At 50.2% G+C, this 14775-nt stretch carries 14 protein-coding genes, 1 pseudogene, 1 riboswitch and 1 other annotated feature; of the genes and pseudogenes, 2 read left to right on the top strand and 13 right to left on the bottom strand.

What is annotated here, in order from left to right; translation table 11 throughout:
- Positions 1-155: 155 nt before the first annotated feature.
- Positions 156-1454: a homocysteine synthase gene (locus tag B2899_RS01990; RefSeq protein WP_146812472.1), complete on the bottom strand. Its 1299-nt coding sequence runs from the start codon at positions 1452-1454 to the stop codon at positions 156-158.
- A 253-nt stretch (positions 1455-1707) separates the two neighbouring features.
- Positions 1708-1811, bottom strand: a riboswitch (SAM riboswitch).
- A 92-nt stretch (positions 1812-1903) separates the two neighbouring features.
- The gene (locus tag B2899_RS01985; protein WP_286883649.1) at positions 1904-2590 is read right to left on the bottom strand and encodes a helix-hairpin-helix domain-containing protein; all 687 of its coding nucleotides are present in this window, start codon (positions 2588-2590) and stop codon (positions 1904-1906) included.
- A gap of 93 nt (positions 2591-2683) precedes the next feature.
- Here B2899_RS01985 and B2899_RS01980 point away from each other — a divergent pair, with 93 nt between their 5' ends.
- Positions 2684-2932 carry a DUF2533 family protein gene (locus B2899_RS01980; RefSeq protein WP_146809869.1) on the top strand — a complete coding sequence of 83 codons (249 nt, stop codon included), beginning with the start codon at positions 2684-2686 and terminating at the stop codon, positions 2930-2932.
- Positions 2933-3034: 102 nt separating this feature from the next.
- Positions 3035-3871, top strand: a complete 837-nt coding sequence (gene comER / locus B2899_RS01975) for a late competence protein ComER (protein ID WP_146809870.1) — start codon at positions 3035-3037, stop codon at positions 3869-3871.
- Between the two features lie 32 nt (positions 3872-3903).
- On the opposite strand, the gene B2899_RS01970 is transcribed toward comER, so the two are convergent.
- The 11 genes and pseudogenes from B2899_RS01970 to B2899_RS01920 form a co-directional block, all read right to left on the bottom strand.
- Complete coding sequence (locus B2899_RS01970) at positions 3904-4914, bottom strand: ABC transporter substrate-binding protein (protein WP_286883646.1); 1011 nt, start codon at positions 4912-4914, stop codon at positions 3904-3906.
- Between the two features lie 92 nt (positions 4915-5006).
- Complete coding sequence (leuS, locus tag B2899_RS01965; RefSeq protein ID WP_174760604.1) at positions 5007-7466, bottom strand: leucine--tRNA ligase; 2460 nt, start codon at positions 7464-7466, stop codon at positions 5007-5009.
- A gap of 200 nt (positions 7467-7666) precedes the next feature.
- Positions 7667-7898 (bottom strand) — a binding site (T-box leader).
- 57 nt (positions 7899-7955) lie between these two features.
- Positions 7956-8717, bottom strand: coding sequence for a class I SAM-dependent DNA methyltransferase (locus B2899_RS01960; RefSeq protein ID WP_246147294.1), 762 nt, complete (start codon positions 8715-8717; stop codon positions 7956-7958).
- On the bottom strand, positions 8701-9042 hold the full coding sequence (gene rsfS / locus B2899_RS01955) for a ribosome silencing factor (RefSeq protein WP_146809874.1): 342 nt from the start codon (positions 9040-9042) through the stop codon (positions 8701-8703). Before rsfS ends, B2899_RS01960 begins: the two co-directional genes overlap by 17 nt.
- 5 nt (positions 9043-9047) lie before the next feature.
- Complete coding sequence (gene yqeK, locus B2899_RS01950; RefSeq protein ID WP_349679036.1) at positions 9048-9617, bottom strand: bis(5'-nucleosyl)-tetraphosphatase (symmetrical) YqeK; 570 nt, start codon at positions 9615-9617, stop codon at positions 9048-9050.
- Positions 9535-10224: pseudogene (locus B2899_RS01945) on the bottom strand (nicotinate-nucleotide adenylyltransferase). The gene yqeK and the pseudogene B2899_RS01945 overlap by 83 nt, the downstream one beginning before the upstream one ends.
- Positions 10208-10501: a ribosome assembly RNA-binding protein YhbY gene (gene yhbY / locus B2899_RS01940; protein WP_146809877.1), complete on the bottom strand. Its 294-nt coding sequence runs from the start codon at positions 10499-10501 to the stop codon at positions 10208-10210. Before yhbY ends, B2899_RS01945 begins: the two are co-directional and overlap by 17 nt.
- An 11-nt stretch (positions 10502-10512) precedes the next feature.
- Positions 10513-11376, bottom strand: coding sequence for a shikimate dehydrogenase (aroE, locus tag B2899_RS01935; RefSeq protein ID WP_146809878.1), 864 nt, complete (start codon positions 11374-11376; stop codon positions 10513-10515).
- Between the two features lie 98 nt (positions 11377-11474).
- Positions 11475-12584 carry a ribosome biogenesis GTPase YqeH gene (gene yqeH / locus B2899_RS01930; protein ID WP_286883636.1) on the bottom strand — a complete coding sequence of 370 codons (1110 nt, stop codon included), beginning with the start codon at positions 12582-12584 and terminating at the stop codon, positions 11475-11477.
- Complete coding sequence (locus B2899_RS01925; RefSeq protein WP_146809880.1) at positions 12577-13104, bottom strand: YqeG family HAD IIIA-type phosphatase; 528 nt, start codon at positions 13102-13104, stop codon at positions 12577-12579. The genes yqeH and B2899_RS01925 overlap by 8 nt, the downstream gene beginning before the upstream one ends.
- Positions 13105-13427: 323 nt before the next feature.
- On the bottom strand, positions 13428-14775 hold a 1348-nt coding region (locus B2899_RS01920), incomplete at its 5' end, for an S-layer homology domain-containing protein (protein WP_286883633.1).

The raw sequence follows: 14775 nt of genomic DNA, 5'->3' as shown, positions 1-14775 counted from the left end.
GAAAGAATGAGGAGAGGATTTTAATGGTGAAAAAGGCGAAGGCCTTTTTCTACATTAGATCTTTTTTCCTCCCTCTTCTCCCTCTTTTCTTTTTCTGATTTTCACAGAAAAAGGGGGAGGAAATGCCATCCTCGCCCCTTTTACCGCTTTTTCTATTATACTGTCGTCAATTGGCTTGCTTTAAGTGCCTGTTCCAAATCGGCAATAATATCATCCACAGACTCAATGCCGATGGAAAGACGGATCATTTCCGGAGACACGCCCGCACTTGCCTGCTCCTCTTCCGTCAACTGCTGGTGTGTTGTGCTTGCCGGATGAATTACGAGCGTCTTAGCATCACCCACATTGGCCAGATGCGAGAGAAGTTTCAGGCTGTTGATAAACTTCTTACCTTCTTCGACTCCGCCTTTGATACCGAATGTGAAGATGGAACCGGCGCCTTTCGGCAGATATTTCTGCGCACGCTCATAGTACTCGTTACTTTCAAGACCCGCATAGTTAACCCACTCAACAAGCTCGTGATTTTCCAGATATTGCGCCACTTTCTTCGCATTTTCCACATGACGGTCCATGCGCAGATGCAATGTTTCCAGCCCCTGCAAGAACAACCAGGAGTTGAACGGTGATATGGCTGCGCCCAGGTCACGAAGCAGCTGGACACGAGCTTTAATAATGTATGCCAGATTGCCTACCGCCTCCGTATACACTACACCGTGGTAACTCGGATCCGGCTCGGTCAATCCCGGGAATTTGCCGTTGTTCCAATTGAAATTTCCGGAGTCAACAATAACGCCGCCAATGGAAGTGCCGTGACCGCCGATAAACTTCGTTGCAGAATGAACAACAATGTCAACGCCAAATTCAAACGGACGGCAAAGATACGGTGTAGCGAATGTATTGTCCACAATAAACGGAATGCCATTCTCATGCGCAATGTTTGCCAATGTTTCCAGGTCGGTTACGTCCCCGCGCGGATTTCCAATCGTTTCGGCAAAGAGCGCTTTTGTCTTATCTGTGATTGCAGCCCGAACTTCATCTGTGTTCTCCGGGTTCACGAATTTCACTTTCAGACCGAATTTCGGAAGCGTATGCGCGAACAGGTTATATGTTCCGCCGTACAGGTTAGTAGATGCCACCACTTCATCCCCGGCCTGCGCGATGTTAAGAAGCGAGAATGTAATCGCTGCTTGTCCGGATGCGAGCGCAAGCGCGCCCACCCCGCCTTCAAGCTCCGCAATCCGCTTCTCAAACGTATCCTGAGTCGGGTTCATAATGCGGGTATAAATATTACCGAATTCTTTTAACGCGAACAGATTTGCCGCATGGTCAGTATCTTTGAATACATATGAAGATGTCTGGTAAATCGGAACCGCCCGTGATAGTGTAGCCGGATCCACTTCCTGTCCTCCGTGCAAGCATACGGTTTCGAAATCGAATTTGCGTTCTTCTGCCATGTTCAATTTTCCTCCTCTATTCTGTAAAAATTGGAAGCAAGAAGTTGAGATGTGTAAGATTCAAGCTAATGTTGAAAAGGCATACGCCTTTTTCAGCATTAGAATCTAACCTCGTCCCTTCCCCTTACCTTCTTGTCATTGATTTTTCAGGCGGGCAAACGCCTGCAACATTAAGAGATTTTGAGCGCTGCGAACCAAAATAAAATCCCTCTTCTTGGAAGAAGAGGGCTGGATGCTCAGGTATGTACCATCGCTCTCATCTTCCAAAGCATACTGCTTTGCTGGAATTAGCACCTTGCACTTCGTGCCGGTTGCCGGGCTTCTTCGGGCCAGTCCCTCCGCCGCTCTTGATAAGAGATTGCTTATGAAATTCGCTTGTTATATCTGTGCTGTTCTTGTTTGTAATTATAGCCTCACTATTCCGACCTGTCAACTTAATTCGAAAATTTTTATTGAACAAAAATTTTACCCCTCATTTTTTCCAGTGTCTTTGGGCCGATACCTGAAACATTGGTCAGCTCATCCACCGTTTTGAATGCTCCGTGTTCTTCTCTATACTGCAAAATGGCCGCTGCTTTTCCCGGCCCTATTCCCGGAATCGTTTGCAGTTGCTCGGACGTTGCCGTATTCAGATTCACTTTATCTCCTTGCGCCGCAGTAACCATCCCGCTTCCATTTTCACTGGCCACCATACCGTCCGTTACCGCCTGCGGAGCCTTCTCTCCCTTCAACGGTATATACAGCATCATTCCGTCTTTAAGCGGCATGGCCCCATTCACCTGCTTGGCATCCGCTTCCGGAAGCAGACCTCCCGCCATGCCGATCGCCTGATAGACACGCGCATCCCCCGGCAGTGTATAGACGCCCGGATTTTTTACCGCACCTTTGATATCTACAATAATCGAGACAGTCATCGAAGAGGAGGCTTCACCTTTCTGTATCGGTTGCTCTGTTTGCCCGGCGACTTCCGACTCTGACATCGCAGACGTCTGCATAGCCGGTTTCACCTCTGTGAAGGCAAGCGTCTGTTCTATAGTTTCGTTATTCTTGTTATAAAAATAAATACTACTACCTAAAATGAGAAGACATATACTACTAATAATCCACTTTTTCCTGGCCACCAGCAGACTTCTCATTATGCTTACCCCTTTGCTTGTGGTTTTTTTACAGATTACCTATAATTTTTATATAAACATTCTGAATGGATACGAAAAAAGGAGGATGTAAAAATGAGCGTTCATAAAGCCATTACTGCCCACTCAGCCAAACAAGCTGAATACATTACACTGTACCGGAAATTGGATGCCATGCGGGAAGCCTGGATCGAGAAGGCGGTAGAGCAGTGCAAAAATGGAGAAGAAATCAATGTCGAAGAAATTAACAAAGTAACCGAGCAAATTAACCAGCTGGCACAGCGTTATCACCTGCCACCGCGCAAAACTGTAACAGTTGATATGGTACGGGATATATGCAAATAATTACCGTATATCGGTATTTTAGCACAATTGGAAAAATATGTGTACTGAATTCCCCAATCTCTCCATACACATTAAACAATTATAATCGCCGGGGGGATTCAGATGCACATTGGCTTTATTGGAACGGGAAGTATGGGAACGATTCTCATCGAAGCCTTTATTGAATCCGGCGCCGTACCGCCCGCTCACATCATTGCCTCGAACCGGACGCCGGAAAAGCTGCGTGCGCTCGCATCTAAACACACTGCGCTTAGAACCGGAACAAATACGGTCGTCGCACAGGAGGCGGACGTGCTGTTCTTATGCACCAAACCGCTTGAATACAGAACGGTACTGGATGAAATTCAACATGATTTGACCCCCGATAAACTGCTGCTCTCTGTCACCAGCTCCGTCAATGTGCAGCAGTTGGAGGCTTATACCCCCTGCAAAGTGGCCCGCGTCATTCCAAGCATTACCAATACAGCGCTCAGCGGAGCTTCGCTTGTGACGTTCGGAAGCCGTTTCCATGATGCCGACCGTACAAGGTTGATTACGCTGTTATCTGCCATCAGCACACCAATTGAAATTGAAGAACAGGACACCCGTATCTCTTCCGACATTGTTAGCTGCGGCCCTGCCTTCTTCAGTTTTCTGCTGCAGCGTTTCATTGACAGCGCGGTGGCGAAAACAACCCTTACGGAGGAGCAGGCGACGAAGCTGATAACAGAGATGATTATCGGACTTGGGCGCCTGCTTGAAGACGGACGTTTTTCCCTGCCAGCTCTACAGGCCAAGGTGTGTGTACCAGGCGGCGTAACCGGTATTGGTCTGCATGTACTTGATAAGGAGACGCGGGACGTATTCCTCCACCTAATCGAAGCGACTCACCGCAAATTTGATGTGGATGTTCTTGAAGTAAAAGAGATGTTCGCCGACAAAAAAAACTCCTTCCACTAAACGGGGAAGGAGTCTTTTCACATCTGCACCGGTTATTTGACAACCTGGGCATTCGCTTTCAATTCGTCAGGGACGGACAATCCAAAATTCTTGGCTGCAGCTTCATTCATGACCAACTGTACGTCTTTCAGCGTTTCCACCGGCATGGAACCCGGCTTCTCGCCTTTCAGTACGCGGGACGCCATTACACCGGTTTGCCGGCCAAGCTTATAATAATCGATGCCGTAGGTGGCTACTGCGCCGCGCTTTACCGTGTCGCTGTCGGAAGCGAACACTGGCACCTTAGACGCCTTGGCTGCGGTTAGCAGCGCTTCAAACGAAGATACAACCGTGTTGTCGACAGGAATAAGAATGGCATCCACCTTGCCCACAATCGACTCGGTACGCTGTTTTACTTCGTTCGAGCTGGACACACCGGCTTTTTCCACCGTTACTCCCAGCGCTTTGGCCGCTTCCTCAATCATACCCACCTGTACTTCGGCATTGACCTCGCCCGTGTTGTAGATCACACCAAGTTTTTTCAAAGAAGGAATAAACTCTTTCACAAGCTGCACCTGTTTATCCATTGGAGATACATCGGACGTGCCTGTAATATTTTCCGCCGGTTTATCCAGCGCCGGCACAATCTTGGCTGCCACCGGATCGGTTACCGCAGAGAATACAACCGGAATCTCCTTCGCCTGCTGGGCAACCGCCTGTGCAGACGGCGTCGTAATCGGGATAATCAAATCCTTCTTGTCCGCTACCATCTGCTGGGCAATTGTCGCCACATTGTTCATATCGTTCTGGGCGTTCAGATATTCCAGCTGCATCGTCTCCCCGTCTTTAAATCCTTCTTCTGCCAGCTGGTCAATAATTCCTTTGCGAATCGAATCAAGCGCCGGATGCTCGGCAATCTGCGTAATGCCGACCTTAACCTTCTTCTCCGGGCTTGCCTGTTCCGCCTTCTGCTGCACGGATTCCGTTTTCGTCGCCTGACCGCACCCTGCCAGGGCGAGCAACATCGCCACAAGCAAAGCTATGATAACCTGCACTCTTCTCATCTTCTCTCTCCTCCGTACTCTCTCATCTCAAATTTTAAAGCTTGAATGCTCTTCAAAAGTATAGCACGCAAGGTATCAAAATTCTATAACATTTATCCCACAACAATATTCACGAGCTTTCCGGGAACGGCGATGACTTTACGGATTGTCTTTCCGGCCGTCAACTCTTTAATCTTCTCGTTTTCGTTCGCGATCGCTTCCATCTCCTGCTTGGTCGCATTCGCTGGAATTACCATTTTCTCGCGTACTTTACCGTTAATCTGCACGACGATTTCTACTTCATCAAGCACGAGAGCGGACTCGTCAAATGCAGGCCAGCTTTGATGATGAACGCTGTCTTCGTGGCCGATGGTACGCCACATCTCTTCGGTAATATGCGGCGCGAACGGTGCAAGCAAGATAATCGTGCTTTCAACCGCGTGTGCCAGCATGCCGGGATCACCATCTTTCGGGTATGCATAGATTTTGTTGACGAGTTCCATAATGGAGCTAATCGCCGTATTGAATTGACGGCGCTCACCGATGTCCTCGCTCACCTTTTTAATTGTAGCATGTAGCGTCCGGTTCAAATCTTTGGCGGCACTATCGGACAGATTGATTTGCGGATGAGTTGCCACTAAGTCGGCATGGTTATCCACCATACGCCATACACGGTTGAGAAAACGATAGCTGCCCTCCACCCCGCTGTCGCTCCATTCGAGATCCCGATCCGGCGGAGCCGCGAACAGGATAAAGAGGCGTCCGGTATCTGCACCATACTTAGCGATAATTTCGTCCGGACTGACGACGTTGCCTTTCGATTTGGACATTTTTGCGCCGTCTTTCAGTACCATGCCCTGGGTAAGCAGGCTCTTGAACGGCTCCGTGAAATTTATCATCCCCGCGTCATACAACACTTTGGTGAAGAAACGGGAATACAACAGGTGCAGAATCGCATGTTCGATACCGCCGATGTATTCGTCTACCGGCAGCCATTTGTTCGCTTTTTCCGAATCAAACGGGATCTCATCATTTTTCGCATCGGTAAAACGCAGGTAATACCAGGAAGAATCAATGAACGTATCCATCGTATCTGTCTCCCTGCGTGCATGGCCACCGCAGGACGGGCAGGTTGTGTTGACAAACTCTTCGGACTTGGCCAACGGGTTGCTCATCCCGTCAATGACGACATTCTCCGGTAACATCACCGGCAAATCTTCTTTCGGCACCGGAACGATACCGCAATCATCGCAGTAAATTATCGGAATCGGCGCTCCCCAGTAGCGCTGGCGGGATACGAGCCAGTCGCGCAGGCGGTAGGAAACGGTCGCCCCACCCAATCCATTCTCTTTTAGATGCTCTGCGATTTTCTCAAGCGCTTCACGGTTCGGCATTCCGTCGAATGAACCGGATTGCACCAGTACTCCGTCTTCCGTATACGCTTCCGTCATCGTCTCGTTTGCATCAAATGTTTCACCTTCCGGCACGATGACCCGCGTAATCGGCAAATTGTACTGACGTGCAAAAGCGAAGTCACGCGTATCGTGTGCAGGTACCGCCATGACCGCTCCTGTGCCGTAATCCATCAATACATAGTTGGCAATCCAGATCGGCACATCCTGGCCGGTCAGCGGATGACGGGCATACGCGCCGGTAAACATGCCTTCTTTCGGCGCATCGGCCGCAGTCCGGATAATGTCGGATTCTTTTTTCGTTTTCTCGATGAATGCGAGCACATCCGCTTCGTTTTCTTTGCCTTTCACCAGCTTGCGCACAATCGGATGCTCCGGCGCCAGAACCATAAACGTCACGCCGTACAGCGTATCCGGACGGGTAGTAAATACGGTCAGCTTCTCGCCTGCTTCCGGCACGTCAAACGTTACCTCGGCACCGGTGCTGCGCCCGATCCAGTTGCGCTGCATCGTTTTGACCTTTTCCGGCCAGCCAGTCAATTGATCCAGATCGTTCAGCAGGCGATCGGCGTAGTCAGTAATTTTGAAATACCACTGCTCAAGGTCGATTTTAGTTACTTCGGTACCGCAGCGCCAGCAGCATCCGTCTTCTACCTGCTCGTTGGCGAGCACCGTTTGATCGTGCGGACACCAGTTAACCGTACCGTTCTTGCGGTACGCCAGGCCTTTTTCATAGAAAAGCAGGAACAACTGCTGGGTCATTTTGTAGTATTCCGGCGAGCAGGTCGCAATTTCACGCTCCCAGTCATAGCTTACACCCAGCTGCTTCTGCTGATTTTTCATAAAGTCAATGTTTTCATATGTCCATTTGGCCGGCTGCGCGCCCAATTTGATCGCTGCGTTTTCTGCCGGCATGCCGAACGCATCCCATCCCATGGGGTGCAGAACCTGATAGCCATTCATCCGCTTGTAGCGAGCTACCACATCTCCGATAGAGTATACGCGCATATGCCCCATATGAAGGCGTCCGGAAGGATACGGGAACTGCTCCAGGCAGTAGAATTTTTCTTTTGTATCGTCCTCGTTCGTACGATGTGCGTTCGTTTCATTCCAATACTGCTGCCATTTTTTTTCGATTTCGTGCGGCTTGTAAGCTTTCATCAATGACTAACCTCCATCATGCATAGTTCAATCGAGAAGCGGAATGCGAGAGAAAGCACAACGGCTGATACGTTGTACTCTCTATGTAGTTTGAAACTTAGAAATATAAAAGAGAAAGCAGAACATAAGGTTTCTACCTCATGTTTTTCTTGCTTTTTGTTCTCAATTTCACATAAAAAACGCCTCTCATCCCTGTATCATCCAGGGACGAGAGGCGTGACTCCCGCGGTACCACCCTAGTTAACGCCACGCAATTGTGCTACCGGCGTCCACTTTAGCATCCGTAACATGGATGAGGCGGATAACGGTACTCGCTGCCTTTCCCGCTATCGGCTCCAAGGCGAGTTCATTGCCCGAAACGGTTAACTCACACCGACCGTTAACTCTCTGCTTCGCTTCCTGACAACTACTGCTCCTTATCAAAGCCATGATTTGCAATTTATCTAAAATTATATGCAACTTACCTATCCTATGTCAACTTCTCCATCATTACGGTTTTTGAGCCGCGAAAAATGCACGCTCACTCTCTTCTTCTACCGCCTGTGACGAGAAATCGGCCGTTAGAGACAGCAGGGTAAAACCGGCTTCAACAAGCCAGTCCCGCAGGTCATCAAGCCGATACGCCCGCTGGCGATGCAACTCATGAAACCGCCGGAAAAGACCATCCCGCTCCGCTACAAACAGCGTTAAATCATGCTCTACCGTCTCTGTATATTCGTCATATGAACTCTGCCAGATATACGCCACCTGCTCATCTTGATAGCAAAACGACTCGTTGCCGAATACTTCGGCGATTTTATATGGCGTATGCACATCAAACAGGAAGGTGCCGCCGGGTTTCAACGCTTCGAACACTCCCGCGAACACCTGACGTATTCCCTCGGCGTCCGGGATATAATTCAGCGTATCACAAAAGCTCACGATGCTGTCCATCTGCCCGGGGAGCGAAAGGCGGCGGATATCCTGGTTGAGCCAGTGTACGGGCGCCCCCGGATGACTGCGCTCCACCTTCTCCCGCGCCACTTCCAGCATATCGGCGGATAAATCTACGCCCCATACTTCCAACTTCCGTTCGAGCAGATAGCGGGTAAGCGATCCTGTACCGCAGCCTAGCTCAGCGACGCGATGCGGGGCCGTGCCGGTCAAGCGCCACACTTCCGCCGCAAACTGCATCCATTGGTCGTATGGTGCGTCCGCCATAAGATGATCATATACATCGGCCAATTGCCGGTAACTACTGGACGGCGACAACGGGAGCATCCTTCCAAAGGCGTTCGATATTGTAGAACTCACGCTCGTCACGATGGAATACGTGAACAACCACATCGCCTAAATCAACAAGCACCCAGCGGGCTTCATCGTAGCCCTCCCGGCCGCGCACCGTAAGCCCGGCCTCTTCTACGCTGTCTTTAATATTGTCAACGATGGCCTGAACCTGCGTCTCGGAATTTCCATGGCAGACCACGAAGTAATCCGCGATAATGGAAAGACCTTTCAAGTCCAGGATTACTACATTATTCCCTTTCTTATCCTCGGCCGCCTTTGCGGCCAGCTGTGCGATTTGAAGTTCTGTCATATTCGCTATTCTTCCTCCTTTACGTTTTTCATTTTCGGTTTTACCAAGGAGTTGCGGGCCAGAACGGTGAGGGGATATATTCTTTTTTCCCGATTAACAAGAAATGTAATCGTCCCTCCCAGTCCTTTCGCCAGGGCGCGGTCCAAATCTTCCTCCGCTGCCGTTCGCAGTTCGTCAACACCGGGAAACTGCCGGCCGGGCTCAATATAGTCGGCCAGACAGACTACTTTTTCAAGCAATGTCATGTTCTCACGGCCCGAAGTGTGATAGCGGATCGCGTCCAAGATTTCCTCATCCTCGATACCTAAATCCCTTCGTACAACCTCAGCCCCAACATGCGCATGCCACAGCTCTGTATCATATTCAAGCAGATCTTTCGGAATGTGCGGTGTACTCTCAATAATGTTACGCATTTTGTCTTCCGGCCAGAATTTGCAGTAGTCATGGAGAATGGCCGCTGTTTCCGCTTTCTCTTTGTCGGCGCCGTATTTTTCAGCGAGCCGAATCGCGGTCTCTACCACACCGAGCGTATGCTCGTAGCGGTGCTTGGTAATCTGTCCGCGTACGGCTTCCAACAATTGTTCACGCTTCATACAATCGCTTCTCCTCTATATACATTCTTACCGCATCCGGAACAAGATACCGGATGGACCTACCTGCCGACGCTTTTTCGCGAATCATGGTCGAAGAAACATCCAGCTGCGGCATTTCCGTTTCAATCACACGCTGCATATATTTGTTCTCCATCGTATAACCGGGACGCGCCAATGCCACAAACTGTACCATCTGAACCAGTTCATCGATCCGGTGCCACTTAGGCAGATAGTTCGCCATATCCCCGCCGATGATGAAATAAAAATCCACTTCAGGATGCCGCACCTTTAGCAACCGTACGGTATCATACGTATAGGAAGGCTGCCCGGAGTCTCTCTCAAGTTCGACCGTATTTAGCAAAAAACGCGGATTGTCTGCGATAGCAAGCCTGATCATCTCGACCCGGTGAATATCGGCCGTAATCCGTCTGGAGCGTTTATGAGGTGGAATATGCGCAGGCAGAAACCATATTTCATCAAGATTCAACGCATCCCGGGCCTGCTCGGCGACGATTAAGTGGACGGTATGAATAGGATCGAACGTGCCGCCGTACAGCCCGACCTTTTTTTGCTCATTTTGGAAGCTCAATCGTCTTATGCTCCCTCGATTCTTTATAGAGCACGATCGTATTGCCGATAATCTGCACGATTTCTGCGCCGCTCCCGGCCGCGATTGCTTCCGCCACCTCTTCCTTATCTTCGCCGCAATTGTTCAATACCGATACTTTAAGCAGTTCACGTACCTCAAGCGTCTCTTCAATTTGCTTGATTAAATTTTCATTGACCCCGCCTTTGCCTACCTGGAAAATCGGACTCAAGTGGTGCGCCTGTGAACGCAGATAACGCTTTTGCTTTCCTGTTAGCATGATGTTCCTCCTTATTCTTGCCGCCGGCTGTACAGCGCATCCGATACGGCTTTGCGCATCGCTTCTACGGGAGCCGGCTGTCCTGTCCAGTATTCAAAGCTGAGTGCGCCCTGATAGATAAACATACCCAAACCATGGTGGATACGAGCACCTTTTTCTTTCGCGTCACGCAATAGTTTCGTCTCAAGCGGATTATAAATTAAGTCGCTGACCAGCAAACGTTCGTGCAACGCTTCTGCCGCGACCGGGCTCGCGTCTATGTTCGGATGCATGCCGATGGATGTTGTCTGTACCAGGAGCGTGGCATCTGTAAGCGCATCTGCAATCTCCTTCATCGGCAGCGCAGCTATCCGGGCCTGCGGGTTCATCGCCTGCAACTGCTCGGCCAATCGCTCGGCTTTCTCTTCCGTACGATTGGCGATGGCAAGCGAGGGAAGACCGGCACGCAGTAGAGACACCGCTACACCTCGTGCAGCACCGCCTGCGCCTACCAGTATGGCAGACTGCCGCTTCACATCGATGCCCGTTTCTTCAATCAACGAACGCACAAAGCCCCTTCCATCCGTATTGTAACCGATGAGTTTACCACCTTCATTGACAATCGTATTGACGGCACCGATCGCTTTTGCCTCTTCCTCCACTTCATCCAGATAGTCCATCACCGCTACTTTATACGGGATGGTAACATTGACACCCCGCAAACCTAGAGCGCGGATAGCTGCGACCGCTTCCCGTACCTGACCCGGATCGATATCGAATGCGGCATAATGAAAGTTAACTCCGAGCTCCGCAAACGCCCGGTTATGCATCAGCGGCGACAACGAGTGGCCCACCGGATGTCCGAATAACCCGGTCAGTATCGTTTGACTGTTCATCGACTCTCTCCTCTTCTCTGCTATTGTTTCCTATTCCTTTTGTTACCTCACCCGTTATGTATAAAAAACCCCCTGAAGACCAGGGGTAAACAAACCGCTTATATTAGCGAGTGTCTAAGGCCTACAGCTACGCCCTTCGGCACATGTACGTTTACGTTTGCGCCTTTTCCGTGCAGCGCAATCCAGCCCAGACCGGAAATGACGATGTCGTGCGTACCGGATGGAACTTTGAATGTGAATGTATCCCAGACGATTTTCTCTGCCGCTTCCCTGCCCGGAGGGGCAAGCAATTCACCCTTATGCTTTGCGTACAGCTCATCCGCTTTGGCAAGCTTCGTACGATGCACGTTCAAATGGTTCGACAAGTAAAATACAAACGGCTGCCGCTCGCCCTTAACAAAATCGATGCGGGCCAGACCGCCGACAAACAGCGTCTGTTCGGCATTCAACTGGTACACTCTTGGCTTAATCGGCTTGTCAGGCATAATCAATTTAAGTTCCTGCGGCGCAACTTTGTGTACCAGCTGGTCACGGTTCACAATACCTGGCGTATCGAACAGCGACGACGTCGTATCCAGCGGAATCTCGATGACATCAAGCGTTGTGCCGGGGAACTGGGATGTCGTAATATCCATCTCCGATTCACCGAATTGCTTAAGCAGCCGGTTGATTAAGGACGACTTTCCGACATTGGTAACACCCACGATGTAAATGTCCCGTCCTTTGCGGTGTTCGTTCATCGCCGCCACCAGACGATCTATACCTTCTCCTTTGCGCGCGCTCACCAGCACGACGTCAAGCGGCTTCAACCCAAGATCGGCGGCCGATTTGCGCATCCAATTAACCAACCGGTTACGATTGACATTCTTCGGCAGAAGATCGACTTTGTTACCGACCAGGAGAATCGGATTGCCGCCGACGAACCGGGGCAGACCGCGCAACCAACTGCCGTTGAAATCAAAAATGTCCACGACCTGCACAACCAGCGATTTTGTGTCGCCGATGCTGTTCAAAATACGCACGAAATCATCGTCGCCCAGCGTGACGGTAGAGGCTTCATTGTAATGTTTAATTCGGTGGCATCGCTGGCAAATCACCGTTTCTCTTTCCAGTGCCTGCGGCGGTGCGTAGCCCAGCTTTTCCCTGTTTTCCGTTTGGATGGCTACGCCGCAGCCGACGCAGTACAGTTCCATTTCTTGCTTATCCATTTTGATCCTCCCACGGAATTTTTCCGCGTTTTCTCATCCAATTTAACGCTACTTTCTCCATTCTTCGGTTAAAGCGGGTTATTAATCCGTCGCTCTGCGCGACCGGAACAACCAGAATAGTATAAAAGCCCATCCGCTTTCCGCCCAGCACATCGGTGAAAAGCTGGTCACCAATGACGACCGTCTCATGCACGGACAGGCCCATCTGATGTGTGGCTCGGCGGAAGGCGGACGATGTCGGCTTCTTCGCCTGATGAATGAACGGTACCCCAAGCGGCTCTGCTACTTTGGATACGCGGGTTCTTCGGTTGTTCGAGACGATGACAACGGCAAAGCCCTGCTCCTTAAGCTCTTTCATCCATTTCACAAGTTCAGGGGTTGCATCAGGACGGTCCCACTCAATTAGCGTGTTGTCCAGATCCGTGATAATCCCCTTAATGCCACGCTTTTTAAGTTCAAATAAATCGATATCGTACACGGATTCGACATGCAGATCCGGCAACAATAATGAGTAGAGCATGCAACCACTCCATACTTCCATCTGTAGTTGTTGGCTTACGAATAGAGTTTGTATAAATCCGGCATTTACTATACCATATTCCTGCTGCCGCTGTCATCAATATACCTGTAGTCGATTCTATTGACATTCTATAGCGGATAGCTGACTTTTGCGGCACGAAGGAAAAAAGAAGAGAATAAGGGCTGATTTCAATGGGGAAAAGGCGAACACCTTCTTCTTCCCTCGATTTTATTTCTTCTTTCCTCTCCTTCTTCCTCACCATTGACACATAAAAAAGCATGCATGTTTGCATGCTTTTTTATGTGTATTCGCGATACAACCCGCTAATTTTTTGCTGGCTGTTCAAAAGCTTGTGTATCGGCAGAAACTGCAGACATTTCTTTAGCTTTCTTGGCCGCTTCCGGAAGTTCGACTTTCACGTCGCCGTTATAATCGCTGTACGCAATATCCTGAGACAGTGTGATTTGTTTAAACGGTATATCTTCTGCGCCGCCGTCTTTATCTTTGAGAGCAACGACTACCTGCATTTTGGTATCTTTGGGCAGCTTGGTGTTTGAATCCAGCGTCATAACGCCCTGCATGTAAATTGATTGGATGACGTTTTCCGCTTCCTTAAGTGAGGCCGTCATATCCTCCATGCCCTGTACGCCATTCATCATGGAAGCCAAATCGGTCAATTTGTCGATGCGACCCTGGAACGCTAACTGGCCATTGCCTAGATCACGATAGAAGAGCTTCTTTTCTAACTGCGGCGGGATGCCCGACATCTGCTGTTCCATCATCGCTTTCATATCCATCGGAAAGGCGTCTTTCATCTTCACCCAACCGGTCGGATTTTCCGGATCGGCAGGCGCACCTTCCGGCATCTTCATATACATGTCTTTGCCGATAATGTATTGTTCAATATCCATCGGCCCCGTTTCTGTACCCGGCATCAGAGGGTGTGCGTTAATATTCGTCTTCATATACATTGCGTCCGGAACCATGAAGGCGCCCTCGAATGTCATGGACATGGGCTTACCATCGATTTTCTCGAACATTTCACGGTCTTCGGCCGGCATATCAGCAATCGCCTTCTCTTTCAAAGCCATACCAAGCGATATGGAACCTTTCATTTGGAACGATTTGACGGCCTGCTGGGCTTTCTGGCTTTCCTCCAGCAATTTTTTTGCGCTGTCTGAAGTGGAAAGCATCTGTTTAATCAGTCCCTGCGCTTCCTGTCTGGTCAGCGTGCGATCCAGGTTGTCCCATGCAAAATCGACTTTGGCGCTAGTTAGCCAGGCTGCGATATGGCGCGCCCAGTGTGAAGACGGCAGCGGAGAAGCCGTGCCCGGTGCCGGCTGATTCGGGATTCCTAAGGCACCGCTAATCAGCGCAACCGCTTCGCTTGCTCTTATCTCACGCTCCGGCCGAACGGTACCGTCCCTGTATCCGTGAAGAATGCCGGCTGCCTGCAGCTTACCCACGATTCCGGACAATTCGCTGTTCTGCGCTATATCTTTGTATGTATGCGGCGACCCGGCTTCCGGCAAATCAACGGCCTCATTCAACATCTTAAAAAATTCGCCGCGCGTAAGCCTATCCGACTGCGGTTGTACAACGGCGGACGGCTCCGCCGCCAGCACATTCACCGCAGGCATTCCCGCAAGCACCGCCAGGCTCAGCATTCCT

The sequence above is a fragment of the Aneurinibacillus sp. UBA3580 genome (assembly GCF_002375825.1).
Taxonomy (GTDB): domain Bacteria; phylum Bacillota; class Bacilli; order Aneurinibacillales; family Aneurinibacillaceae; genus Aneurinibacillus; species Aneurinibacillus danicus.
This window is presented reverse-complemented; position numbering and strand designations above follow the sequence as displayed.

What these genes read in the sequence shown, in the direction of transcription:
- B2899_RS01990 (WP_146812472.1), bottom strand. Translation starts at nt 1,454, where the DNA reads ATGGCAGAAGAACGCAAATTCGATTTCGAAACCGTATGCTTGCACGGA.
- B2899_RS01985 (WP_286883649.1), bottom strand. Translation starts at nt 2,590, where the DNA reads ATGAGAAGTCTGCTGGTGGCCAGGAAAAAGTGGATTATTAGTAGTATA.
- B2899_RS01980 (WP_146809869.1), top strand. Translation starts at nt 2,684, where the DNA reads ATGAGCGTTCATAAAGCCATTACTGCCCACTCAGCCAAACAAGCTGAA.
- comER (WP_146809870.1), top strand. Translation starts at nt 3,035, where the DNA reads ATGCACATTGGCTTTATTGGAACGGGAAGTATGGGAACGATTCTCATC.
- B2899_RS01970 (WP_286883646.1), bottom strand. Translation starts at nt 4,914, where the DNA reads ATGAGAAGAGTGCAGGTTATCATAGCTTTGCTTGTGGCGATGTTGCTC.
- leuS (WP_174760604.1), bottom strand. Translation starts at nt 7,466, where the DNA reads ATGAAAGCTTACAAGCCGCACGAAATCGAAAAAAAATGGCAGCAGTAT.
- rsfS (WP_146809874.1), bottom strand. Translation starts at nt 9,042, where the DNA reads ATGACAGAACTTCAAATCGCACAGCTGGCCGCAAAGGCGGCCGAGGAT.
- yhbY (WP_146809877.1), bottom strand. Translation starts at nt 10,501, where the DNA reads ATGCTAACAGGAAAGCAAAAGCGTTATCTGCGTTCACAGGCGCACCAC.
- aroE (WP_146809878.1), bottom strand. Translation starts at nt 11,376, where the DNA reads ATGAACAGTCAAACGATACTGACCGGGTTATTCGGACATCCGGTGGGC.
- yqeH (WP_286883636.1), bottom strand. Translation starts at nt 12,584, where the DNA reads ATGGATAAGCAAGAAATGGAACTGTACTGCGTCGGCTGCGGCGTAGCC.
- B2899_RS01925 (WP_146809880.1), bottom strand. Translation starts at nt 13,104, where the DNA reads ATGCTCTACTCATTATTGTTGCCGGATCTGCATGTCGAATCCGTGTAC.